The sequence below is a fragment of the Streptomyces sp. NBC_00878 genome (genome assembly GCF_026341515.1).
Classification (GTDB): Bacteria; Actinomycetota; Actinomycetes; order Streptomycetales; family Streptomycetaceae; genus Streptomyces.
Genome location: NZ_JAPEOK010000001.1, coordinates 23,980 through 46,893 on the forward strand (window position 1 = coordinate 23,980; position 22,914 = coordinate 46,893).

Below are 22,914 nucleotides of genomic sequence, written 5' to 3' on the forward strand. Positions count from 1 at the left end.
GCGGTCCAGGTCGCGGCGCTGCGACCGTCCGGCGGTCCTCGCCGGCCCCGTCACCGGGGACCCGGACTGCCGCCAGGCGCCACGACATCGAAGTCGCTGTCCCATCCCGTGCTGGGGGTCTCGGCGGGAAGGAGCGCGTCGGCTATCCGCCAGAGTGCGGCTTTCCGGGAACCCTTGAGAAGCACGACGTCGCCGGCGCGCAATTCGTTACGCAGGAGCGCCGTCGCGGCTTCGACGTCCGGCACCAGTTGGGTACGGGTGTCCTTGCTTGCGCTTCTCGCCGCGGCTTCATGGATCTGCCGGGCGTCCTCGCCGATCACCACGATCCGGTCGGCGGACTGCGCGGCGAGCCGTCCCCAGCTGTCATGCCTGGCGTCTCCGGAGAAGCCGGGTTCGTGTACCGTCCCGAGCAGCGCCCACTTTCGTGCATCGCCGGTCATGGCCATCGCGGCCAGGGTGCGCAGGGCAGCCCGCACCGATCCCGAGCTCACGTTGCGCGCGTCGTCGATCACGGTGACCCCCTCCGGCGTCCGATGGACCGCCATCCGGTGCGGGGGCGTCGAGCAGTCGTTCTGCAGACCCGCGATGACCTCGTCGTGCGTGGCACCGAACTCCAGCGCGACTGCCGCGGCGGCCAGCGCGTTGTCGATCTGGTGCTCACCGTGCGTCGGCAGGGCGACTCGCGCGGAACCACTGATGCCGGGCAGGTCGAGCCGCATGGTGAACCGCGGTCTCGCTTGGCTGTCGAGCTCGATGCCGGTGGCGCGAACGTGTGCGTCGGCGGTGCGTCCGGTCAGCACGACTCGGGCCGAGGTCCGATGCGCCATGGCGGCGACGCGCGGGTCGTCGGCGTTGAGAACGGCGACCCCGCCGGCGGATGCGTCCGGCAGTGCCTCGACGAGCTCGCCCTTGGCGGCGGCGATGGCGTCCTGGGAGCCGAACCTGCCGAGATGGGCGTCACCGACGTTCAGCACGACGCCGACACGGGGCGGCGCCGTCGCGCAGAGCGTCACCAAGTGACCGATGCCCCTGGTGCCCAGTTCGAGGACGAGGTGCTGGGTGTCTTCCTCGATCCGGAGGACCGTCCACGGTTGTCCCAACTCGTTGTTGAACGACCGCGGTGACGTGACGGTCGGACCGAGCCGAGCCAGCAGGTGCCCGATCAGGTTCTTGGTCGAGGTCTTCCCGACCGACCCGGTCACCCCGACAACAGCGCAGTCGGGCACTTGACGCAGCACGTGGCTTGCGAGCTTCGCCAGTGCGGCCAGCACCGCCGCGCCGGATCCGTCGTTGTCGCCCGCCAGCGCGAGCACATCGGTGGACACGCAGCTGCCCAGGGACGGCACGACGACAGCCGGTGCTGCCACCTCGCGCGCCGTGAGCACCGCGACGGCTCCCCGCGCGACCGCCTGCTCGGCGAACTGGAGGCCGTCGGAGCGTTGTCCCGGCAGTGCCACGAAGAGCGATCCCGGCCCCACCTTCCTGCTGTCGAACTCGACGGTGCCGCGAACATGCTGCGAGCCGTCCGCCCGGTGGAGGCGGCCACCCACCACGCCCGCAACGGCGTTGAGATCGAGCGGGATCATTATTCCTCCACGGAGTCGCTGTGCCGTGCCTGCGGAACGTCGGTCAGGCACAGGGTGGTGTCCTCGGGCCGTGGCGGCGGGCCGGCCTCGTGGTAGGACGGATGGTCGAACAGGTGCTGACCGCTCAGATCGTTCTGCCGGCTCAGAAAGAGCTGAAGTTTTTTTCGGTCGTCCGACCAACCGAGACCGTCGAAGAACTCCATGCCGGTGAACCTCGTCTTGTACCGGGCGCCTTCGTAGTAGCACGTGCCCAAATACACGTGGGAAAGGCCGCGGCGCTGTAGCTCGCCGATCACACTGCTCATCAGGTGCGAGCCGACACCCGTCTTCCGGTACCGCACGTCGTAGAACGCCAGAGCGTAGTAGGCGATGGGAGGTTCGACGTACAGGGCGCCCAGCGCTGCCGGCGAATTGTCGGAGGTATCCGTCAGCGTCAGCAGATGTGTCGTCATGGGCGAGTCCAGCCGGGCCATCAGGTCTGCGGTGCGAAACGGACGACCTCGCCGCGCGAGCCACCACGAACTTTCGTTCATGTAGCGGACACACATGTCCGCCCAGTCATCCGGCCCGGCGAGCTGCGCACGCGGGAGAAATACGCGGCGGAGCGTGTCGCACTGTCTCCTGATGTAGCGTTCGCGTCTGCTTTCCGTGTACCTGCCGAGGTCGACGCGCACACTGCGGGCCAGGTAGAACCTGGTCAGCTCGCGGTTGCTCGGCAACATGCCGTAGCCGAACGCGGTGGCGGCCGTCTCGCCGTCATCCGGAAAGCCCAGTACCTGGTACGGCGCGAGATGGTTCTCGTAATCAGGGGTGGTTTCCGAGAAGGCCAGCCTCATGGAACGTATCCATCGACTTCGAGGCCGGTTTCGATGAGATCGAACAGGCGTGCCGGATTGGCATTTACGTGGTCGCCGTCCGGGTGGTACTGAAAATGCAGGTGTGCTGCCCTTGCCGGAATCGACCTGCCGTCGGCGACAGCGCCGCCGGTGTGGCCGAGGTAACCGATGACCGTTCCCGCGGCGACGGCAACCGACCGTTCGCTCTTGCCGATGAATTCTGCCGGGAACGCGTCTGCCGGGCACGCGGGGTCGGTACCCAGGTGCAGGTAGTGGTAAAGGGCGCCGCTCGCCCCGGTCAACCGCACACGATGCCCCCCGCTTCGGCCTTCCACGGCCAGGATGAACTCCGCGGTTCCCCCTTCCACGGCCAGCAACGGGGTGCCGATCGGGGCCTTGAGATCGATGCCCTTGTGCACGTGGCTTTCGCTCCTCCGGTGGTGCCAGCCGCCTCGGCCCGGCTCACCGGCATCCGCCCCCCGAAGTTCCGGCCGCTCCCGGAAGTCTGTCCAGCTCATTCCCGCGACAGGGAACACCAAGTCCGGCACGTATGTCACACCCCTTCTTCGGTTCTTCATCAGTCGACTCGGCTGCGGAGGCCCATGGCCCGGTGTGCCGGGGCCGCCGCTGCCGTAAGCGCACAACAGGACACAAGGACGGCTGCCGCTACGCCCCAGCCGGCGATGCCAAGGGTGGCGACGACGCTGGCCAGAACCGATCCGGCGATGTTGCCGACGGTCCGGCCCAGGGCGAAGACCGACTGGTACCGGCCGTGCATCGCCGGGTCCGCCAGCTCGTAGCTGTAGGTCCACGCCGCCGCCGCGGTCCACATCTCGCCCAGCGTGAACAGCACGATGCCGGTCACCAGCATCGCGATCGCGACACCGGTCGCGGTCGTACTGGCGAAGGCGATGAGGGTGAATGCGCCGGCAAAGGCAGCTCCGCCGAACAGCGTCACCTTCGATGCGCCGGCCAGATCGGCAGCGCTTCGGGACAAGCGCACCTGGAGCAGGACCACCACGGCGGTGTTCAGGAACAAGAGAAACCCGGTGAGGCCCACCGGCGCGTGCGTGTGCGCGACGATCCACAGCGGGACCGCCACGGTGAGTATCCTGGCGCGCGCGGTGAGAAGGCCGCACAGAACGGCCATCACCACATAGCGCACATCGGCGATCGCCGTTCGGGGCGACTTCCGTTCGGGAGCCGTTTCCGGACAGGGGCCTTTGACAGTGCACGGGATGGCCGCGGCGATGGCGAGCGCCGTACACAGGAAGATGGCCGTGTAGGCCGCGCGGGTGTCGGCCTGCAGCAACGGCACGACGGCCAAGGTACCGAACGCGTACCCGACATTCGAAAGAGAGCGGCCGTAAGCCTGGTACCGGACCCGGTCTTCTGATCCCATGACGCGCCCGACCAGCGCACGCTGCCCGACCGACATGCCGAGCAGCGCGGAGTTCGAAACGCTCTCGAAAAGGATGAACGTGAAAAGAGAGCCGATCCAGACGAAACACGTCGTTGCCGTGGCCGCCAGGACAGTCGAAACGACAATTACCTTGCGCGGGCCGAAATGGTCCACTGCTGGGCCGATCACGAACAACGCGGCGAAGCTGATCGCCCCGACCGCGGCCATGCCGATACCGACATCGGCTTCCGGAAGATGCACGGAACGAACGAGGAAAATGGCTGCTGTGGCCAGGATCGCTCCGGTGCCGATGGAGGTGAAAAGCTGCCCCAGAAGCAGGTAGTTGGACTTTCCGAACGAGGTCAACGGCGCAGCTTTCCCGTGCAGCCATGTTCCACGCATGAGATGAAGTGCACCCCCCGCTTGATCAAGCGCTGGCCGGTCAAGGGAAGTTCACCTCGTCGCGTTCGACGAGGGCGGCCGCCACGGGGACGTCTTGGGCGGAGTCGACTTCGGCCCATTCATCGGAGGTCGCGTGCAGCACGTCCAGCCCATGGGTGATCGCCAGCTTCCGCATTGCGAACTCGTACCAGTCACCGACCCGGCCCGCCGCGAGCATCTCGTCGATGGCCGACGAGAACCGGGCCGCATTGGCTCCGCTCCACCGGCTTACGCCGAAGAACTCGCCCTGGCGCGGCGACGGTTCGAGGTCCTTTCCGAAGTCGACGGCCCTGCCGTCCTGGATCCGGACCTTCATGTCGATGTCCGCGTAGGCCTTGCTCGTGTCGACCGCCAGGACATCTCGCGGGGAGTCGACCATCCGCTGCAGAAGGTCGCGACCGACCAGCACGTCCCCGTCGATCACGCAGAACGGCTCATCCCAGAACGGCCTGGTCAGCGCGAGGGACACGATGCTGTTGGTAGTGGCGAAGTCCGGGTTCTCCACTAACCGCAACGGCGGCGCCTCGGGGCAGGCATGCAGTGATGACCGGAGCATCTCGGACCGGTAGCCGCAGACGACCACCACCTCCGAGACCTTCACCTTGGCCAGCCGCCGCATGGTGTGCCAGATCAACGGTGTACCTGCGACCGGCACCAGAGCCTTCGGCGCCTCCTCGGTGTATGGCCGCAGCCGCGAACCGGTCCCGGCCGCCGGAATTATCACTCTCACTCTGCCAGCCTCTCCAGTGCGCGGTCGAGTTGCCCCGGGCCACCCGCGAACGACATGCGGACAAACCGTTCGCCCGCCCGGCCGAACGCCGAGCCGGGCACTACCGCCACACCACACTCGTGCAGCAGGTACTCGGCCACCGCGGAGCCGATCGAATCCTCCACGTGAATACCGCGTAGCCGAGCGAACTCACCTACGTCGACGAAGGCGTAGAACCCACCGTCGGGAAACGCCGTCCCACCCAGGCCGGGGAGCTGGGCGACATCGGCCAGGAACCGCTCGCCGTGGCGCTGTATCTCCGCGGCGTGAACGGACAGTTCACCGTCCGCTTCCGGGTCGCGCAACGCTGCCGCGGCCGCCAGCTGGACCGCATGACTCACCGCGAGCATGAAGAACGTGTGTGCCTTGGCCGCCTCGGCGATGACCGCCGGGCTGCCGACCATCCATCCGATCCGCCATCCCGACACGCCGAATCGCTTGGAGAGGCTGTTGACCGCGATGCCGTGGCCGTGGTGGTCCAGTGCGGCGACCGAGCGATGCTCGATTCCGTAGGCGAACCGGTCGAGCACCTCGTCATGGATCACGTACAACCCGTGTTCGGACGCGAAGGTGCAGAGATCCGCCAGCTCGCCCCCGCCGGTCACGCGTCCGGTCGGGTTGCCGGGCGAGTTCACCAAGACGACCCGTGAGCGTTCCGTGAGGTGTTTTCGCAGGTCCGGCACGTGCAAGGCGAAACCGTCGGCCGCGCTGGTCGGGACGCGGACGACACGCCGGCCAAGCAGCTCGATCATCGGTGGGTAGATCATGTAGGCCGGATCGGCGAGGAGAACCTCGTCACCGGGCTCGGTCACCGTCAGGACCGCGATCCAGAGCGCGCCCGCCGCCCCGTTGGTGACCAGCAGCTGCGTGTCCGGATCGAGGTCGATCCCCTGTTCCGACCGGTATACCTGGGCAATCGCCGCACGAAGCTCGATCGCGCCCCGGGAGTGCGCGTAGCGGTCCTCGGGCCGAGCACTTTCGCCGGGACTGCCCGACAGCACGGCCAATCGCTCGCCGAAGGACCGCGGCGGGCCGAACGAGGGAAGGCCGACGGTCAGGTCGATCGTTCCCGGATGACGCTGAGCGTACTCCGAGATCCGCTTCGACGAATGTGGCGCAAGTGCACTCAACGCACCGTTCACAACTGGTCTCCTCTCGCCATCGACGTGACCCGGTAACCGCGGACCAGCAGATTCAGGCCGATCGCGCCCGTCTCGACCCAGAGAACCGCCAACGCGGGAGCCGGGCCCCAACCCGCCCACAGGACAAGGGCGATCGTCAGCACCAGCAGCCGGGCGTCGCTGCCGGCGCTGATCCAGATGAAGGGCTTCTCCGCATGCTTCTTCGGATATCGCCTGCCGAACGCGGAGTGGAACTTTTCGGAGCTCACCGCGAGCAGCAGGGCACCGGCCAGGGCCAGGAGGCCGGCCCGGAGTGCCCCCGTGCCGACCGACGAGGACAGCCTGACGGCAAAGGCGATGATCAAGACCGTTTCGACGATCCGGTCGGTCATCGTGTCGTAGAAGTCGCCGATCGCCGACGGCTCTCCCCGGATCCGGGCGACCTCTCCGTCGCAGCAGGACAGCACGCCGAAGACCTGCACCAGCAACCCACCGGCCAGCAGCTGGCCGGTCAGAATGCAGGCAGCGGCCGCAATGCCCGCGAGGAGGTCGAACGTGGTGACCGTGTTCGGCCCGAACCGGCGCGCGAGCACCGGTGAGACGAGGCCGGACAGGCGCCGTTGCACGACTTGGCAGTAGACGCCGTCCACGGCGGCCTTCGCATCTTCGACTTCACTGCCCACGCCGCAGTCCCCCCTCGCCGAGCACGGCGCCGAGCGCGGCCAGCACATGCGTGACGTCACTGTCGCCGACGTATCCCATGTGGCCGATGCGCAGCGCACTGTCCTTCCATGTCCCTCGCCCGGACGCAATGTGCACCCGGTGTTCCGTCGCCATCCGCTCCCGGAGGTCGCTCGCCCGCACCTCGGCCGGCACGAAGAAGGACGTCACGGACGGAGAGGCGTGCGACTCATCGGCCGCGAGCGGCAGCCCCAGGCCGACGAGCCCGCTGCGGCACTGCCCGGCAAGCTGTTGGTGCCGGGCGAGAACCCGGTCCCAGCCTTCGTCCGAGATCATCCGCAACGACGCCTGGAGCGCGTGGAAGACCGGGATGGCGGGTGTATAGCTGGTCGTGTTCTCTTCGACGGCCCGCGCCATCGCGCTGAAGTCGAAGTAGTACCGCCGAGCCGGGTTCGCCGCAGCCGCGTCGAGGGCTCGCGTGCTCACGCCGATCAGCGCCAGTCCAGGCGGCGCCATCAGGGCCTTCTGGCTCACGCCGACCGCGACATCGATCCCCCAGTCCCGCATGAGCACCGGTGTCGCCCCGAGGCTGCTGACGACGTCGACGATCAGCAGTGCGTCACTGCACTCACGTACCACGCGACCCAACTCGGGCATCGGGTTCAGCACACCGGTGGACGTCTCGTTGTGCGTGATCAGGACCGCAGCCACGGCACGGAACCGCCGGAGCACGATCTCCAGATCCCGGGGATCGACCGCCTGGCCCCATGGCACCTCGACCAGCTCGACAGCCAGGCCGGCCATCCGGGCGATCTCGGCCATGCGGCGTCCGAAGTACCCGGTCGACACCACGACGACTCGCTGCCCCGGACTCACCGTGTTGACGACGGCCGCCTCGAGTCCACCGGTACCCGAGCAGGTGAAGGGCAGAATGGTCGCCGGACCCCCGAAAACGGGGGCCAGAGCACCGAGAACTTCCGCGACGAGGTCCCGGAACCCCGCCGATCTGTGGCTGATCATGTCGCTGGACAGGGCCGTGCGGACCTTCGGCGGCAAGGGTGTCGGTCCGGAAATCCGGAGGTTCACGGTGTGCACCTGATGTCTCCCCTCGATCGCTCACAACCTGGACCGCAGCAACCCGAGAACCGGGTCCTTGCGGAGCGCGATCGGATGGTTCTGCGCGCGGTTGTTGCTCAGCGCTTCATCGAACATCGGCTCCAGGTCCGAGGCGCGAACCCCGACCTCGCCGAGCCGGGTCGGGCAGCCGGCCAGGGACAGCAGCCGCGCGAGGGCGGCTCCGGAATCGGCAGCTGTCCGGGCACCGAGAAGCGTCAGCATCTGGTCGGTCTCCTCCTTGGCCATGCGGGAATCTGACGGCTCGCGGTCGAGTTCACCGAGCGTGAAAGGCAGCAGCCAGACCAGATGCAATGCGCACGCGAGTCCGTGCGCCACCCCGAACTGCGCGGTCGTGGGGTATGCGAAGGCGTGTGCCGCTGTCGTGCGGGTCAGATCGATCGCGTGACCGGCCATGACCGCGGCGTTGCTGAGCAGCTCCCGCTGTCGCGCAGTGGTGTCACGAAAGCCCGTTCGCAGGATGGGAATCAAGTGCGACAGTGCCCCTCGCGCGAGCGCCCGCGACGACGAGCCGGCGCGTGGCGACCACCACGACTCGATGGCGTGCGCGGTGGCATCGAGCGCGCAGTGCGCGGTCAGCGTCGGCGGGCACGTCCGCGTGAGCACGGGGTCGATCAGCGCCACATCCGCCCGCACGGCCGGATGGTCCAGTGATTGCTTTCGCCTGCCGAGGTAGATCGTGGCGAACGTCGTGACCTCGCTGCCCGGACCGGCCGTGGTGGGGATCACCACGAGCCTCGGTGGTCTCGTTGCCCGCACGGGAGCCACGCCGCGGAGGACTCGCTCGGCTTCCGCGCTGACCGGCGGCAGCAACCGGACAGCCTTCGCCGTGTCCAAAGTGGAACCGCCACCGATGCCGAGCACGACATCCGGCCGGTACCGCGCCACGGCACCCGCGCCTCGGACGACGTCCGCGGCCTGGGGATTCGGCACGATGTCGTGGAAGTAGTCGTGGTCGTGCCCCACCAGCCACCCTGCCGCGCCGGTCCGGAGCACCGTGTTCCGCGTCGCGACCACGAGAACCCGCTGGGCTCTCATCCTTCGGAGCACCTCCGGCAACTTCGCGGCGATTCCGGCGCCCGCCATCACCTCAACCCGGCGCTGCTCGTCCAGTTCACTCACTCCAGCCGCCCCCCGCGCGCGGCGGCCAGCTCTTGCTCGAACCTGGCCCGGATCCCGGCGAGCGGCAGGTGCGCACTTGCCCGCGGCGGCACATCGGTCTCCGCCGCCCGGATGCGCACGGCGACCAGGCACGGACCCGGTTCCGTCAGGGCCTTGTCCAGCGCGGTTGGCAGCTCGGAGCCGTCGGCGCACGACCAGGCAGCGCGATAGCCGGTGGCGCGCGCCAGCTCCGGCCAGTCGACCGCGGCGGAGGTGGTCGGCTGGCTTCCGGTGGAACCGTAGGTCCCGTTGTCCAGCACCACATGCAGCAAGTTCGCCGGAGCGAGATGGCCCACGGTCGACATGGTGCCCAGATGCATCAGCGCCGCTCCGTCGCCGTCGAGGACGACGACGCGTCGATCGGGCCGGCGCAGTGCTGTCCCGAGCCCCAGGGCCAGCGCGTGTCCCATCGAACCTTGCATGTAGAAGTTGCCCGGCCGATCGGCGGCGGCGAACAGCGCGCGCGAGGTGTAGCCGGTCGTGCCGTAGATCGCGGCGTCCGCAACCCGCGCCGACACCATCCGGACCGCCTCGGCACGGCTCAGCGTCCTGTCCGGACCGACGGAGATCGGGACCGGCTCGGCCGTTTCGACCGTCCCCTTCGGCACCAACAGGAAGTACGGCTTGCCGGTCGCCTCGGCCTCCCGCGCGCACGCCAACGCTTCCTCCAGCGAGGCGGGCGACGGCTCGAGAAGCATGCTCGGCACGCCGTAGAGACCGGCCGTGGACTCGGTCGTGCGTCCCATGACGCTGTGCTGCGGTTCGTCGGTCCCCACCGGCCAGCCGCGGAGACTCACCACGATGAGCACCGGGATCTCGTAGGCAAGCGCCAGGGAGGTCAGCGGGTTCACCAGGTTTCCGAGACCCGAGTTCTGGATCAGGACGGCTGAGCGGGTGCCGGCCATCCGTGCGCCGGCGGCGACAGCCAGGGCGGCACCCTCGTTGGCCGCCGGGACGTAACGGCCTTCGTGGCCGGACAGGACCGAGACCAGGCCCGCCAGACGGGAACAGGGAACACCGGAGAAGAACCGGTAGTCCTGTGCCAGCAGCGCTGCGGCGAACTTCTCCGCGCCGATCACCGTTTCTCCAGGTGCAGCCATTTGTCGAGGTGGGTCAGCTCGAACACCTCGGAGACCGGGGAGATCAGGTCCTCGACCGCGGTGGACGTGCCGGACGACTCGATGCTGGTCAGCACCCGGTACATCGACCTGACCGCGGCCCGCAGGGCGTGGTTGGCGTAGATGACCAAGGACACTCCGGAGCTCTCCGCGTCCGTGAAGTGCCAGTCGTGGTAGGTGGTGGGCACCACGACCACCGGTGCTCTCGCCTGCCAGGCATCGAGGAACTCGATCACCTCGCGGGGGGAGTCCTTCTTCGAGTGCACCAAGATCACGTCGGCACCGGCATCGACATAGGCATGGGCGCGGTGCAGCGCCTCCTGCACGTCGTGTCCGGCGATCAGTGCCTCCGTGCGTGCGACGAGCACGAAGTCCGGGTCGCGTTGCGCGTTCTTGCCCGCTTCGATCTTCCGGGCGAACTCGTCGACGGCGAGGAGTTCCTGCCGTCGATCGACGAAGCTGTTGGTCTTGGGGAAGACCTTGTCCTCGATGCAGACCCCCGCGACGCCGGCCGCTTCGTAGCGCTGGACCAGATACGCGACGTTGGGGGCGCCACCGAAACCGGTGTCACAGTCGGCGAGAATCGGTACCGAGCAGACCGCCGCCATCCGCCCGGCCGCCTCCAGGAAGTCTGCCATCGACAGCAGGCTCATGTCGGGCAGGCCGTTGGCCGCCGAGATCGTGAAGCTGGAGGCCCACACCCCGTCGAAGCCGCTGATCTCCACCAGGCTCGCGCTCAGCGGATCATGAGCTCCCGCCAACCTGGCGATCTGCCGGCTCGCGATCAGTTCGCGAAGCTTCGTAGTACTGTTCATCAATCCCCCACTCCGGTGTCCTCGACAGGCGTGCCAAGCGGTGCCACACCACACTCCTCCGCTACGCGCACCAGATCCGTCACGACAGCGGGCCTCAGCGGAATGCCAGCCGCCAGCCGGTGCCGCTCGATTTCGTGCTCGCGCTCGCCGGCGACCAGGATGCGGTCGTGCCCGCGCGCCTTGGGCGAGGCCCGCAGTTCGTCGAACATCCTGTTGGCCTCGGCCTGGAAGTCCGCGAGCGTGGTCAGTGCGGCCACTTGACCGCAGAGGAAGAAGTGACCGAGGCCGGCTCCTTCGGCTCCGTACACGTGGCGTCCCCAGCGAGCACCCGCAAGTGGTCCGCAGAACAGCTCCACCACGGTCGCGAGGCCGTATCCCTTGTGCCCACCGTGCGACTCCCCCGAGCCCCCCAGCGGAAGAAGGGCGTAACCCTCGCGGGCTTTCAGGCCCTCCACGACCCTCGGGATGTCCGTGGTCGACTCGCCGCTCGGGTCGACCGCCCACCCGGATCGCATGTCCCGCCCTTCTCGATGCAGGCGTTCCAGCTTCCCTCGCGGGACGACGCTGGTCGCGGCGTCGAACACGAAGGGCTGGTCGGCGTCGGTCGGGAAGGCGACCGCGAGCGGATTCGTCCCGAACATGGGCGTGGCACCGTTGGTCGGCGCCACCTGCGGTGACGCGTTGGTACCGACGATGGCGAACAGGCCCTGCCGGGCGGCGCGCAGGGCGTAGTAGCCGGCGATGCCGAAGTGGTTCGACCGGCGTACGGTCGCCATGCCGATGCCCGTCTCGACGCTTTTCGCGATGGCCATGTCGACCGCCTCGCACGAGGCCGGCTGGCCCAGGCCATTGCCGGCGTCGAGGGCCACGGTCGCCGCCGTCTCGGCCAGGACGGTGGTCCTGGCATCGGGCAGGATCTTGCCGTCCCGCACTCCGTCGACGTACCTGCACAGTCTGGCCACGCCGTGACTGTCGACACCGCGCAGGTCCGCTGCCGTCAAAACGTCGGCGACCAGCGCCGCGTCCTCCTTGAGCACGCCGACGGCCAGCAGGCACCGGCACGTGAAGTCGTGCAGTGATCGGTGGTCAACTCGCATGAGGCATCGCTCCATGGGCGAGGGCCGACAGCGCCGCGCGCTCGAACGCGTGCCGGCGCTCGGCGGTCTCCGCGTTGGCCGGTGTCGGCGGTTCGAGCCCCAGCTCCACGCAGTGGACACCCGAGGGCAGGTCGCCGGCGGGCACCGCCAGCTCGCCGACGATGATCACGACAGGCTTGCCCTGCTGCCTGGCCATGGTGGCGACCAGTCCCGGGACCTTGCCGTCCCACGACCCGCGGTCGAACCGTCCCTCGGCCGTGAGCACCAAGTCCGCGCGCTCGATCTGACCGGCGAGCCCGGCGAGCGAGGCGAAGAACTCGCCTCCGTGGCTGACCGGCGCGTCGAACGCGGCGCGCAGACCGGCGGCCAGGCCGCCGCCTGCACCGAGGAACGGCTCGGCCAGCAACGTGTCATCCTGTCGGCCGAGCGCGGCCAGCAGCGCGTCCAGCATGTCGTGCAGGACCACCGCGTCCGGCGGGGTGATCCCCTTCTGGGCACCGAACCGCTCGATGTTGTGCCGCAGCGGAGTGGACACGTCGCTCAGCACTTCGACGCACACGTCGCGAAGCAGTTCCACGGCGGGACCGGTGTCGACGCGTCGCACATGCACGAGGTCACGCGGCGTAGGCGTGAGCAACCGGCCGGCGGAGTCGAGAAAGCGAACTCCCAGTGCGGCAAGGGCACCTGCACCGAAGTCGACCGAGGCGGTTCCGCCCGCCGTGACGACCACGCGAGTCGCTCCCTGCCCGACTGCATGCGCGATCAGCTGTCCGGTCCCCTTGGTGTTCGCCACGAGGGGTTGCCGGGGACGGCCGGCGACCAGCCGCAGTCCGCTCGCTCGAGCTGTCTCGACGAACGCGGTTCCGTCGTCCGTCAGGAGGTAGTCCGCCGACACCGGCGCGCCGAGGGGATCCTCGGCCGTCGTCCGGACGCGAGTACCGCCCAGCAGTTCGGCAGCGATGTCCAGTGCGCCGTCACCGCCGTCCGACAGCGGGATCGTCACCACGCTGTCCACCAATCCGGTCCGCACCAGGCCGCTCGCCAGCCCTTCACCCACCCACCGTGCACCCGGCCCACCGCGGAACGCGTTGGGCGCGACCAGAACTCGCATACGATCACCGCCCGGCGGTGTGGTGGACTGCTGGCGTTCGCCGAATCCACGTCCGGTAGAGCAACCGCGCTCGGCCGGGGTCGGGGTGGTCGTCGAACGTGGTCCTGCCGTGCAGAATCCGCAGGTTGTTGAAGACCGCGAGCTCGCCGGCGGCCATGCGGCCCTCGACCGCGCTGGCCGGGTCCTCGAGCACCGCGTCGAACGCGTCCAGCGCACCGCGTTGTGTGGGCGTCAGCGGGTCGGCGCCGGGCTGACCGTGCCCGATCTCGATGTACTGCCGCAGATAGGTCACGGCGTGCCTGTCGTCAGCAGTCCTGAACAGCACGGGTTTGCGCACCGTGGCCGACTCCCCCGACGCCTGGTCACCCCGTCGGTCGAAGTGGAAGTCCTGTTCCAGCACCGCAAGCGCGTCGGGCCTGTCGGCAAGGAGAGCCCGGAGGCGGTCCACCGGAACGAGCCTCAACATGCCGCCGGCCTTCGCCGGCCGCACGCACAGGAGGGTGAAGTAGTCCGGCAGCGGGAAGGGCCGCTCCGCGCCGTCGGTGTGGAGGTGACCTCCGTGCCGCGAGTCCGCGTAGCGAGCCGATCTGCCCTCGCCGACCACAGTGCCGCGGTTGCGCACGGATCTGATCCGCGTGCCCGCTTTATCCTGGTCCATCACGGTGCCCAACGCCTCGGAGGCCCACAGCAGCACCTGCTCGCAGATGTCCTGTTCGGTCACCTCGAGGCCCGTCATGACCAGAAACCCGGCGCCCGCGTCAACGTGGTCCCGCACGAGCATCCGCACTCTTTCACGCTCGGACTGGGCCGCACTGCCGTCGAACTCTCCCTGCCGGACGGCGGCGAGGAAGCCTTCCGACCACCTGTGTCGTTGCCGATCAAAATCCACGCGGGTTCACCTTCGCAGGCTATGGAGTACACGACCGTGGAGCCACTCACATTGGGCGCACGCCGTGCGTCCTGCGGGCGCATTAGTCACGTTCCGTGGTTTGCGCTGTTTGGTGCCGTGAAGGGTGGCAGCGTATTCCGGATACCAGGGCGTCCACAAAGACGCGTTGCCGGAGAGTCCGTAGCGCCCTTGCTCCAGAATGAGCAAGTTCCGTGCACGCTGCTGTTCGGCGAAAGCCATTTGTCCGCTCGATGAGTTGCTGCGGCTGGATGTCGTCGAAGGCATCTTCTACGCCGAGGTGGGCCACTCCGACGTTGAGGGTCCCCGGGTGGTCGCGATGCGCGCGCTCACCGACGGTTCGGTGCTCACCTTCGGGCGGGCCGGGCACGCCGACGCCTCGGGTCGGGACGGGCTGCCGCTCGTCGATACCCACCAGGCACTCAACGCGTCGGCCGCCGCGGCGGCGTTGGCACGGTCTCGCTGTCGAAGTGGCGGATGGGGCTGCGCGACCTCGCCCGCGGGGCGACGCTGCTCAACGACTCCTACAACGCCAACCCCGACTCGATCCGCGCCGCGCTCGCGTAGTGGGCTGTGCGGTTCAGCGTCCGCGCCGTTTCATATAGAGGTCGAAGACCCGGTAGACCACCGGCCGCAGCGGCAGGTCCCACTCACCGACGTACGGCACCGCCTGGCCGCCGGTGCCGACTTTGAACTGGACGAGGCCGACGTGCGGGTCCTCCCCGTCCAGCGTCGGCGTGATACCGCGCAGGTCGTAGACATCGCAGCCGGCGGCGGGCGCGTCGCGGATCATCGCCCACTGGCAGGCGTTGGAGCCGCGCAACTCGCGCTTCGCGGTGGCGGAGGCACCGTAGGCGTACACCGCGTGGGCGCCTACGCGGACCAGGATGGTGGCGGCGACCAAGTCGCCCTGATGGTGGGCCAGGTAGAGCGTGATCCGCTCGGGGTCCTCGGCGCTCAGCGCCGCGAACATGGTCTCGAAGTAGCGCAGCGGCCGGGGTGTGAAGTGGTCACGCTTGGCGGTGTGCACGTAGAGGTCGTGAAACGCCTTCAGGTCTTGCGGACCCCCGTCGCCGACCATGACCTCGACGCCCTCCTTGGCCGCCTTCTTGATGTTGCGGCGCCACTGCTGGTTCATGCCCCTGAGCAACTCGTCCTCGGTCCTGCCTGCCAGCGGGACCTCGTACTTGAACTGCGGATGCCCGACCCCGAACCCGTCCAACGGGTTCTGCGGCAGCCAGCCCGCGTCCTTCAGCCTGCTGCTCACGCGGGCGCCGACCGGGTCACACCACTGTCCCGGCAGGTCGGTCAGCCGCCGGATGTCCGGGCCGGCGATACCCTCCTTGACCTGGGCGGCGCTCCAGGTGTCCGTGACCACCGGCGGGCCGAGCCGGATCGCGAACGCCCCGTGATCCTTGAGATACGCCGCCAGCGGATCGAGCCACGCACCGATGTCACCGCTCCAGTCGATGACCGGGCCCTCGGGCAGATACGCCAGCGTGAAACGGTCGAGCCGCGGCACCGGTCGGTGCAGGACGAGCCCGGCATCGACCAGGCGCCGGCCGTCGAACCAGCCGAGGGACTCACTGCGCCAATCGGTCTTGACGCGGGCCCACGCCGGGGTCTGCAGAAAGCTGACCGACCGCTGGGCCCGCACGAACACCAGATGCTCGACGGCGCTGATCGGCCTGACGACAAGATTCCCGGCTGCAGTTCACATTGGTTCGCTGGAAGGGTTGTAGGACATGGCGCCAGTCAATGTAGCGGGGTGTTGCCCGGGCGCAAGCGATTCTCGATACGCCGACGATATGTCACGGCAGCGACCGCCTCCTCCGAACTATCGCCCCACTCAACCGTGTTGGTCCGGAACTCCGGCGGGTACTTGCAGATCAGCGCATGTCGGTTGGCGCCAAGGAACGGGGTGCCGGCGCCGGGATGGGCGCTCCGCTGCCGAGTTGCGTCTCCAGCCGCTTCGGGAGCGCCCGGCGGTACAGCGGCAGGGCCGCGGCGCTCGTGACAACGGCGACCACGACGAGAACGGAGAACACCGGCTTGGTGATAAGTCCCTGCGCCAAGCCGATGTTGATGAAGATGAGGATCATCATGCCGCGGGCGTTCATCAGTCCTCCCACGGCGAAGGCCTCGCGCCAGCTGAAGCGGAGCGTCCTCATGGCCAGGGTGCTGCCGAAGTACTTGCCCGCGAATCCCGCCAGCAACACGGCGACGCCGAACAGCAGGCTGTCGGCCGAAATGCCCCGCAGGTCGGTGGTGAGACCGGACAGGCAGAAGAAGACGGGCAGCAGCAGCGTGGAGACGGTGTCCATCATCCGGCTGTGCAGCGCCTGGCGAAACCGCGGGTCACGGGGCATGGCCAGGCCGGCGATGAATCCGCCGAAGACGGAGTAGATGCCGATCAGGTCGGTGAGGTATCCGCAGACGAGCGGGACGATGACGACGACGTACATCACGCCGGGGCTCAACGTGCCCTGCCGGCCGACGTGCCGCGCCAGCGGCCGCAACAGCCGGTTCACTCCGAACAGCATCACGGCGGTGAACAAGAGGCTGTAGCCGATCATGGGGAGAGCGTCGGCGGCCCCGGAACCGGCGTGCACGGCCGTCAGCACGGCCAGGAAGCACCAGGCCGCCGCGTCGTCGATGGAGGCGGCGACCAGGGACAGCCGCCCCAGGCGGGAGTTCTGCAGACCCCGCTCGTACAGCATTCGGGCCAGCATGGGGAGCGCGGTGAGGGACAGTGCTCCGCCCACGAAGAGGGCGAACTCCCACCGGCCGACATCCTCGCGCGAGAGGTCGTCCCACATCAGCAGGCCGACGAGACCGCCGAGGACGAGGGAGGGCAGGAACCCTGAGGCGGCGAGGACCGCCGGGTGGTGCTTGCGATCGGACTCGTGGCGGCCGGGGTCGAGACCGGCACCGACGAGGAACATGTAGAGCGTCAGCCCGATGGTGCTCAGGACGTACAGCACCGGCCGTGCGTCCGCCGGGAAGACATCCGCCTGAAGATCGGGCGCCAGCCAGCCGAACAGTGTCGGGCCCAGCATGATGCCGCCCACGATCTCGCCGAGTACCCGCGGCTGTCCGAGCATGGCCGCGAGCCGGCCGGCCACGGCCGCTGTCAGCAGGATGACCGCCAGTGCGGGAAGCACGTCGAGCGCCAATTCGAGGTTGGTGTCGCTCGCGGCCAAGGACACGTGGTCCTGCATGGGCATGGGGCCTCCTTGAGTCGGGTGCCGAAGGCTGTCGTCAGTGAGGGACCGGACAGAGGCGGTCGCGGGTGACGTGGGTGGCATGGTCCGTCTCGGCGTACCGGATGTGGTTCATGTTCGCCTCGCGGCGAACCGGCCCACCTTGTCGATGACGTCGGCGCCGTACAACCGCAGCGCCTGCTGGAGCGCGAACTCCGCCATGTAGCGGCGGAACTCCTCGGGCGGCTCGTCGGACAGGTTCAGCATCCGACGGTTGGCGAGTACCGCTTCCCCGCCCAGCCGTTCCAGGGCCCGTTCGATCGCGGCGTCCAGGTCGGCTGGTTCGGCGACCTCGTCGACGATGAGACGGGCGTCCGGTTCGCTCGCCCACAGCCGTCGGCCGCCGAGGATCACCTGCCGGGCGGCGCGCGGGCCGACCGACCGGGTGAGGCGGAAGTTCGCGACGCCCGGGATGATGCCCTCCTTGGCGGCGGGCAGGCTGAGGAAGGCGTCGGACGCGGCCAGCACATGGTCGAAGACGAGCAGCAGCTGGGTGCCGCCGCCGATCGCGAACGCGTCGACGGCGGCCGCCCACGGCTTGGCCGCGTACGGCGGCCGCCAGTCACCGTCGTCCAGGCGGAGCCCGCGAACGATCTTGTTGATGTAGCCGAGCTCCCGGCGGAGCAGGAACCCGACGAGCGGAATGTCGCCCGATGACAGGTACTTGAGGTTGATTCCGGCACTGAACACGCGCCTGCCCCGGTAGCGCGGGTGGGTCATCTCGCCGCCGCGCACGAACCCGACCTTGACGTCGTCGTCCAGCAGGGCCAGGTCGACCGCGGTCTCCATGTCCTCGACCTGTTGCTCGTCCTCGGCGTTGAGGCGGTCGCAGCGGCACATCGTCAGGTGGGCGACACCGTCGCGCCGCTCCAGCCGGACGGCCTCGGTCTGCAGGAGGCCGGTCCGCCGGAACTCCGGGAGCAGTGCGAACGCCCGCGCGGTCGGCCGGAGCATCGCGTCGACCACGTGTGGGCCCGTGACGGGCGAGCCGAGCACCGCCCGCAGGAAGATGCCCTGGTCGATCTCCCGGCCTTCTTTGTCCGCCTGGGTCCGCGACCGCTCGTCCGCGAGCTGTGCCGCCGTCGGGACCAGGCCGGGGAAGACTTCGGCGGCCTGCGTGACCAGGGCTTCGATGCGCAGACTGCGGCCGCCGGTGATCCCGGCGTACACCTCCTCGACGTGCTCGGCCAGGAACCGCGAGCGCAATCGGCGCACCTCGTCCTGGGCGGCGGCGGCCTCGGCCCGCCGGCCGGGGGTCCGTCGCGTCGGCTCGGGCAGGGCGGCGAGCAGGTCGTCGACCTGCTCGGCCGCCTTGTGCAGCGCCTCCGCGGCGGCGGTGAGACCGCTCGGGAGTTTGCTCGCGATCGTCATGCGGACGGTCCCGTGCGGCGCAGGGTGCGGTCGCAGGCGGCGAGGTGTCTGCCGAGCGCGTCCTCGAAGGCCGTCGAGCCGGCTTCGAAAATCAGCTGCCTGCGCATCGCCACCTCCGTGCCGTCCACGGCACCGGCCGCCTCGGCCAGGTGGGCCAGCGTCGTCGCCGGGTCCTCGGTCACCTCGTCGATCAGGTGGAGCGCGAGCGCGCGGTCCGTCTCGATCGGGGCCCCGAGCAGCACGGCCCGCCGGATGCCCGCCGCACCGGCCTGCTGGGTGAGCCGGTGCACGGTCATCCCCGGCCAGGTGGCATCCCCTGCCCGGGAGAGCAGCAACCGGGTGTCAGGAGCGACGATCCGGACGTCGGCGGCGAGGAGGACGTCCAGGGCCGTTCCGGCGCAGTCGCCCGACGCCACCACGACCGTGAGGCGGCTGAGCCGTTCGAACCGGCGCACCACCCGTTCCCATTTGGAGAGCAGGCCGACGGTCAGCTCCGTCCACCAGTCGGCCGGCGGGACACCCGTGACGTGGAGGGTGACCGGGCCGGATTCCCGATGGTCCTCGGCGCGGTCGCAGAGGTCGTCCATCTCCTCGACCGACGCGGCCGACAGGGGCCGGGTGCCGTCCAGGCGCAGCATCAGTTCGCCATCCGTTTCCCCGGGCGTCACCACTGGATCAGCGCCGTTTCGATCGAGGAGCCGGGCCCCATGGTCATCAGCACTCCGTAGTCGCCGGGCCGGGCGATGTCCTCCTCGGCGAGTCGCTCGTAGGAGAAGAGGAAGGAGCCGCTGGAGAGATTTCCGTAATCGCGGAGCACACCGGTGGTGTGCCGGACGTCGTACCGGCTCAGGCCGAGGTTGACCACGACGGCGTCGATCACCTTCTTGCCGCCGGAGTGCACCAGCCAATGGCTGATGTCGCTGCGGCGCAGCCCCGTACCGGACAGCAGCCTGTCGACGACGATCTCGGCGTGCGCACCGACCACGTAGGGAATCTGCGGATCGAGGAAGAAGCTGAACCGGTCCTGGTCCCGGTCCCATTCGTAGCGCATCGCGTCGATCGCGTCGGTGATGAGGTAGCTCGCGGACTTCAGCATGCGTGTGCCGGGTGCCCGCCCGTCACCGGAGACGACAGCGAGGGCGGCGGATCCGTCGCCGAACAGGCTGTTGACCACCGCGGTCCGCATCGTGCCGTCCAGGGCGTACGCGGCGGAACACGCCTCGCTGCACAGGACGACGCCGAGCTCACCCGGGTGCGCTGCGGACCAGCCCGCGACCACGTTGAGCGCGTTCAGACCCGCATTGCATCCCATGCCCACGATGTCCGAACGGCTGCAATGCGGGTCTATACCGAGTTCACGGATGATCAATGCGCTCAGGCCGGGAGTCAGGTAGCCGGTCGAGGTGACGCAGCACAGGTGACGCAGGTCCGAGAGCGTCGCTCCCGCCGACTTCAGGCAGGCCTCGAGCGCCCGGCATCCCATGTCGACAGCGATCTTCTTGTGTTTGTCCAGGAGATCGCCTTGGGGTTCCGATACGCGCACTCCATCGGGGCCTTCCTGCGGCAGCGTGAGAAAGCGCCGTTCGATCGCGCTGTTCAGGAAGACCGATCGGACCCTGGGGTCCTCGATGTCGAGGATGTCGAGCAGTTCGGCTTGCGAGTAGGACGTGTCGGACACGGCGGTCCCGACACCTGCGAACCTGGTGATCTCGGTGAGTCCGGTGAGGACGGAAGGGTCCGCAACCGGCGCGACAGTGGTAGTCATCGGTACATCCAGCCCCAAGTCCTGAGCTTGCTGCGCAACACCGGCTTTATCTGTGACGCGGTCATTGATCTCACCTTTCGTGTTTCGTCGTGCGTAGGTGGAGGGTGCTTGTGACGCCGGGCCCCTTCCGCGGAGCATCAGCCGTACCGGGGTCTCCTCGTGCTCAGCCGTCCGGCCGCGTACACCGACTCGCAGCCCGCCAGGCCCAGTGCGTCCCGGAGCTCCGCGGCGAGCAGTTCGAGCACCTGTCGGGCGCCGTCCTGGCCCGCCGTGGCCAGCCCCCACATCAGGGGCCGTCCGATCAGCACGGCCGACGCACCGAGGGCGACCGCCTTGAGGATGTCTGTGCCGCTCCGGATTCCCCCGTCCAGCAGCACGTGACAGCCGTCGGCGACCGCTGCGGCGATCTCGCCCAGCACCTCGATCCCGGGCACGGCACCGTCCAGCTGACGGCCTCCGTGGTTGGACACCACGATGCCGCTGACACCGGTCTCGACGGCACGGCGGGCGTCCTCGACAGCGAGAATCCCTTTGAGTACCACCGGCAGGTTCGTGCGTGCGCACACCGCCGCCACGGAGTCCCAGTTGGCCGGGGCGAACTCGCGCGCGGTGTGGTCGGCCACGGCCGAGACGCCCGGAATTCGGCGGTGCGCGGCCGCGGATGCCTCGAAGTTGGCAGCCGTCACCCACTCCGGCAGTGCGAAGCCGTTGCGCATGTCGCGCAACCGCCGTCCCATCCACGGCACATCGACGGTGAACACGATCGCCTCACAGCCGGAGTCCTCCGCCCTGCGCACCAGATCCAGAGATCGTTTCTGGTCACGCAGCCAGTACAGCTGGAACCACGGCCGACCGCCGACAGCCGCGATCTCCTCCAGCGGCACGCTGCTCATGGTGCAGATGGTGTACGGCACGCCGGCGTCCCGGGCCGCGCGGGCCGCCGCGAGCTCGCCCTCGGGATGGAACAACCGCTGGTACGCGATGGGCGCGACCGCCAGCGGCAATGCGGCGTTGTGGCAGAGGACCTCGGCCTCCGTGCTGCTGTCGGTCAGGTCACGCAGCATCCGGGGCACCACGAAGATCCGCTCGAGCGAGGTGCGGTTGGCCACCAGAGATGCCTCGGCGCCGCTGCCCCCGGCGAGAAAGTCCCAGGTGTGGCGGGGGAGGACATCCCGGGCGGCACGTTCGAGCTCCTCCAGGCGAAGGTACGTCATCGTCGAACGGCGCCGGGATCGCTCTGTCCGGTCCGTTCCAGCTCCACGGCCTCGTACAGGGCCTTGATGTTGGAGCTGCCGAAGGTCTCCGCCCCCTGCCTCTCGATGATCTCGAAGAAGATCGTCCGCCGAGGATGAACGGAAGCGGTGAAGATCTGGAACATCTGGCCGCCGTGATCCTCGTCGGCGAGCACGTTCGTCGTCCGCAGATCATCCAGTTTGTGCGTCTCCAGCGCGATCCGTTCACCGAGCATGTCGTAGTAGGTCGTCGGCGTCTTCAGGAACTCCACCCCGCGCCGGGACAGCGCCTGGACCGAGCGGACCGCGTCGTCGCTGGTGAATGCGATGTGCTGGACACCAGCCCCGTGGTGCTCCTTGAGGAAGTCGTCGATCTGGCCCGGGTCGGCGCTCCCGTCGGGCTCGATCAACGTGAGGGTGATCGCTCCCGACGCGCTCTGCACGACGGTGGAGTTCATCGCCTGGGCGCCGACCACGATGTGCTCCTCGAATATCTGCCGGAACCCCAGTGCCCGCTCGTAGAACCGCACCGTGGGGCCGAGGTCGCCCCCGCTCAGACAGACCGCGAAGTGATCGATCCCCAGCAGGTCCACGTCTCCCCCGCGATGGCCGTTCGCGTGCGGCGGGGCGGGAGTTTCGTCCCTCTGGACCAGGGTGTGCACCACATCCCCGAAACCGAGGATGGCGGCCGTGACGGCCGGTCCGTGCGGCTCCGCTGCGCTGCGCCGCGCCGGTTCCCGGACAGCGACGGCCCCGCCCCGCACGGCAGCCTCGAAAGCGGCGGCCACGTCCGACGTACGCAGCGCGACGTCGGCCACACCGTCGCCGTGCGTCTGGAGGTAGGCCGTCGCCGGATGACGATCCGACGTCGGCTCGGTGAGAACCAGCTTGATCGGCCCCTGGCACAGCGTGACGCTCCGGTGGTCCGCCGAGCGGCTCGTACCGGCGACGGCGAAAGCGTATTGATCCACCCAGCCGAACGCGGCCTCCTCGAGATTCCCGACATATATCTCCACATACTCGATCTCGAAATTCTGCATAGCGCTCAAGACTTCCTCCAAGAAACGGATAGATGCCTATTCACAGCATGACTGCGAGGCAATT

Annotated in this window: 21 protein-coding genes and 1 pseudogene; 1 reads left to right on the forward strand and 21 read right to left on the reverse strand. The window is 68.7% G+C overall.

Going from position 1 to position 22,914, the window contains the following annotated elements; genetic code table 11:
- Window positions 1-50: 50 nt before the first annotated feature.
- The 14 genes from murF to OHA11_RS00210 all read right to left on the reverse strand — a co-directional run bounded on the left by murF (window position 51) and on the right by OHA11_RS00210 (window position 14,161).
- The gene (gene murF / locus OHA11_RS00145; RefSeq protein WP_266490698.1) at window positions 51-1,586 is read right to left on the reverse strand and encodes a UDP-N-acetylmuramoyl-tripeptide--D-alanyl-D-alanine ligase; all 1,536 of its coding nucleotides are present in this window, start codon (window positions 1,584-1,586) and stop codon (window positions 51-53) included.
- Window positions 1,586-2,422, reverse strand: a complete 837-nt coding sequence (locus OHA11_RS00150) for a GNAT family N-acetyltransferase (RefSeq protein WP_266490702.1) — start codon at window positions 2,420-2,422, stop codon at window positions 1,586-1,588. Before OHA11_RS00150 ends, murF begins: the two co-directional genes overlap by 1 nt.
- Complete coding sequence (locus tag OHA11_RS00155) at window positions 2,419-2,841, reverse strand: M23 family metallopeptidase (protein WP_266490705.1); 423 nt, start codon at window positions 2,839-2,841, stop codon at window positions 2,419-2,421. The genes OHA11_RS00150 and OHA11_RS00155 overlap by 4 nt, the downstream gene beginning before the upstream one ends.
- A gap of 158 nt (window positions 2,842-2,999) precedes the next feature.
- Window positions 3,000-4,190, reverse strand: coding sequence for an MFS transporter (locus OHA11_RS00160; protein WP_266490707.1), 1,191 nt, complete (start codon window positions 4,188-4,190; stop codon window positions 3,000-3,002).
- Window positions 4,191-4,266: 76 nt separating this feature from the next.
- Complete coding sequence (locus tag OHA11_RS00165; RefSeq protein WP_266490710.1) at window positions 4,267-4,995, reverse strand: phosphocholine cytidylyltransferase family protein; 729 nt, start codon at window positions 4,993-4,995, stop codon at window positions 4,267-4,269.
- Entirely contained in the window at window positions 4,992-6,176 is a 1,185-nt protein-coding gene (locus tag OHA11_RS00170) for a pyridoxal phosphate-dependent aminotransferase (RefSeq protein WP_266490713.1), read from the reverse strand. Before OHA11_RS00170 ends, OHA11_RS00165 begins: the two co-directional genes overlap by 4 nt.
- On the reverse strand, window positions 6,173-6,838 hold the full coding sequence (locus OHA11_RS00175) for a CDP-alcohol phosphatidyltransferase family protein (RefSeq protein ID WP_266490715.1): 666 nt from the start codon (window positions 6,836-6,838) through the stop codon (window positions 6,173-6,175). Before OHA11_RS00175 ends, OHA11_RS00170 begins: the two co-directional genes overlap by 4 nt.
- A complete protein-coding gene (locus tag OHA11_RS00180; RefSeq protein ID WP_266490717.1) occupies window positions 6,828-7,922 on the reverse strand; it encodes an alanine--glyoxylate aminotransferase family protein in 1,095 nt (364 codons plus the stop codon). Before OHA11_RS00180 ends, OHA11_RS00175 begins: the two co-directional genes overlap by 11 nt.
- A 30-nt stretch (window positions 7,923-7,952) precedes the next feature.
- Complete coding sequence (locus OHA11_RS00185) at window positions 7,953-9,092, reverse strand: phosphonoacetaldehyde reductase (RefSeq protein ID WP_266490719.1); 1,140 nt, start codon at window positions 9,090-9,092, stop codon at window positions 7,953-7,955.
- On the reverse strand, window positions 9,089-10,231 hold the full coding sequence (gene aepY, locus OHA11_RS00190; protein ID WP_266490721.1) for a phosphonopyruvate decarboxylase: 1,143 nt from the start codon (window positions 10,229-10,231) through the stop codon (window positions 9,089-9,091). Before aepY ends, OHA11_RS00185 begins: the two co-directional genes overlap by 4 nt.
- A complete protein-coding gene (locus OHA11_RS00195; protein WP_266490723.1) occupies window positions 10,207-11,064 on the reverse strand; it encodes an isocitrate lyase/phosphoenolpyruvate mutase family protein in 858 nt (285 codons plus the stop codon). Before OHA11_RS00195 ends, aepY begins: the two co-directional genes overlap by 25 nt.
- Window positions 11,064-12,161 (reverse strand): Ldh family oxidoreductase, encoded by a 1,098-nt coding sequence (locus OHA11_RS00200; protein WP_266490724.1) that lies wholly within the window; start codon window positions 12,159-12,161, stop codon window positions 11,064-11,066. The genes OHA11_RS00195 and OHA11_RS00200 overlap by 1 nt, the downstream gene beginning before the upstream one ends.
- Window positions 12,151-13,272 carry a glycerate kinase gene (locus OHA11_RS00205; RefSeq protein WP_266490725.1) on the reverse strand — a complete coding sequence of 374 codons (1,122 nt, stop codon included), beginning with the start codon at window positions 13,270-13,272 and terminating at the stop codon, window positions 12,151-12,153. Before OHA11_RS00205 ends, OHA11_RS00200 begins: the two co-directional genes overlap by 11 nt.
- A gap of 4 nt (window positions 13,273-13,276) precedes the next feature.
- Entirely contained in the window at window positions 13,277-14,161 is an 885-nt protein-coding gene (locus OHA11_RS00210; RefSeq protein ID WP_266490726.1) for a TauD/TfdA family dioxygenase, read from the reverse strand.
- A gap of 310 nt (window positions 14,162-14,471) precedes the next feature.
- Here OHA11_RS00210 and OHA11_RS00215 point away from each other — a divergent pair.
- Window positions 14,472-14,740, forward strand: a pseudogene (locus OHA11_RS00215) (UDP-N-acetylmuramoyl-tripeptide--D-alanyl-D-alanine ligase); the annotation flags it as partial.
- Between the two features lie 19 nt (window positions 14,741-14,759).
- Here the strand turns inward: OHA11_RS00215 and OHA11_RS00220 are convergent.
- From OHA11_RS00220 to hppD, 7 genes are all read right to left on the reverse strand, one after another.
- Entirely contained in the window at window positions 14,760-15,863 is a 1,104-nt protein-coding gene (locus OHA11_RS00220) for a peptidoglycan bridge formation glycyltransferase FemA/FemB family protein (protein ID WP_266506830.1), read from the reverse strand.
- Between the two features lie 205 nt (window positions 15,864-16,068).
- Window positions 16,069-17,406, reverse strand: coding sequence for a cation:proton antiporter (locus OHA11_RS00225; protein ID WP_266490728.1), 1,338 nt, complete (start codon window positions 17,404-17,406; stop codon window positions 16,069-16,071).
- 108 nt (window positions 17,407-17,514) lie between these two features.
- Entirely contained in the window at window positions 17,515-18,813 is a 1,299-nt protein-coding gene (gene dpgC, locus OHA11_RS00230; RefSeq protein ID WP_266490730.1) for a (3,5-dihydroxyphenyl)acetyl-CoA 1,2-dioxygenase DpgC, read from the reverse strand.
- Window positions 18,810-19,451 (reverse strand): enoyl-CoA-hydratase DpgB, encoded by a 642-nt coding sequence (gene dpgB, locus OHA11_RS00235; protein WP_266490732.1) that lies wholly within the window; start codon window positions 19,449-19,451, stop codon window positions 18,810-18,812. The genes dpgC and dpgB overlap by 4 nt, the downstream gene beginning before the upstream one ends.
- 26 nt (window positions 19,452-19,477) lie before the next feature.
- Window positions 19,478-20,578, reverse strand: coding sequence for a 3,5-dihydroxyphenylacetyl-CoA synthase DpgA (gene dpgA / locus OHA11_RS00240; RefSeq protein ID WP_266490734.1), 1,101 nt, complete (start codon window positions 20,576-20,578; stop codon window positions 19,478-19,480).
- 137 nt (window positions 20,579-20,715) lie between these two features.
- A complete protein-coding gene (locus OHA11_RS00245) occupies window positions 20,716-21,792 on the reverse strand; it encodes an alpha-hydroxy acid oxidase (RefSeq protein WP_266490738.1) in 1,077 nt (358 codons plus the stop codon).
- Entirely contained in the window at window positions 21,789-22,850 is a 1,062-nt protein-coding gene (gene hppD / locus OHA11_RS00250; RefSeq protein ID WP_266490742.1) for a 4-hydroxyphenylpyruvate dioxygenase, read from the reverse strand. The genes OHA11_RS00245 and hppD overlap by 4 nt, the downstream gene beginning before the upstream one ends.
- Between the last annotated feature and the right edge of the window lie 64 nt (window positions 22,851-22,914).

What these genes read in the sequence shown, in the direction of transcription:
- murF (WP_266490698.1), bottom strand. Translation starts at nt 1,586, where the DNA reads ATGATCCCGCTCGATCTCAACGCCGTTGCGGGCGTGGTGGGTGGCCGC.
- OHA11_RS00150 (WP_266490702.1), bottom strand. Translation starts at nt 2,422, where the DNA reads ATGAGGCTGGCCTTCTCGGAAACCACCCCTGATTACGAGAACCATCTC.
- aepY (WP_266490721.1), bottom strand. Translation starts at nt 10,231, where the DNA reads ATGGCTGCACCTGGAGAAACGGTGATCGGCGCGGAGAAGTTCGCCGCA.
- OHA11_RS00195 (WP_266490723.1), bottom strand. Translation starts at nt 11,064, where the DNA reads ATGAACAGTACTACGAAGCTTCGCGAACTGATCGCGAGCCGGCAGATC.
- OHA11_RS00200 (WP_266490724.1), bottom strand. Translation starts at nt 12,161, where the DNA reads ATGCGAGTTGACCACCGATCACTGCACGACTTCACGTGCCGGTGCCTG.
- OHA11_RS00205 (WP_266490725.1), bottom strand. Translation starts at nt 13,272, where the DNA reads ATGCGAGTTCTGGTCGCGCCCAACGCGTTCCGCGGTGGGCCGGGTGCA.
- OHA11_RS00225 (WP_266490728.1), bottom strand. Translation starts at nt 17,406, where the DNA reads ATGCCCATGCAGGACCACGTGTCCTTGGCCGCGAGCGACACCAACCTC.
- dpgC (WP_266490730.1), bottom strand. Translation starts at nt 18,813, where the DNA reads ATGACGATCGCGAGCAAACTCCCGAGCGGTCTCACCGCCGCCGCGGAG.
- dpgB (WP_266490732.1), bottom strand. Translation starts at nt 19,451, where the DNA reads ATGCTGCGCCTGGACGGCACCCGGCCCCTGTCGGCCGCGTCGGTCGAG.
- dpgA (WP_266490734.1), bottom strand. Translation starts at nt 20,578, where the DNA reads ATGACTACCACTGTCGCGCCGGTTGCGGACCCTTCCGTCCTCACCGGA.
- OHA11_RS00245 (WP_266490738.1), bottom strand. Translation starts at nt 21,792, where the DNA reads ATGACGTACCTTCGCCTGGAGGAGCTCGAACGTGCCGCCCGGGATGTC.
- hppD (WP_266490742.1), bottom strand. Translation starts at nt 22,850, where the DNA reads ATGCAGAATTTCGAGATCGAGTATGTGGAGATATATGTCGGGAATCTC.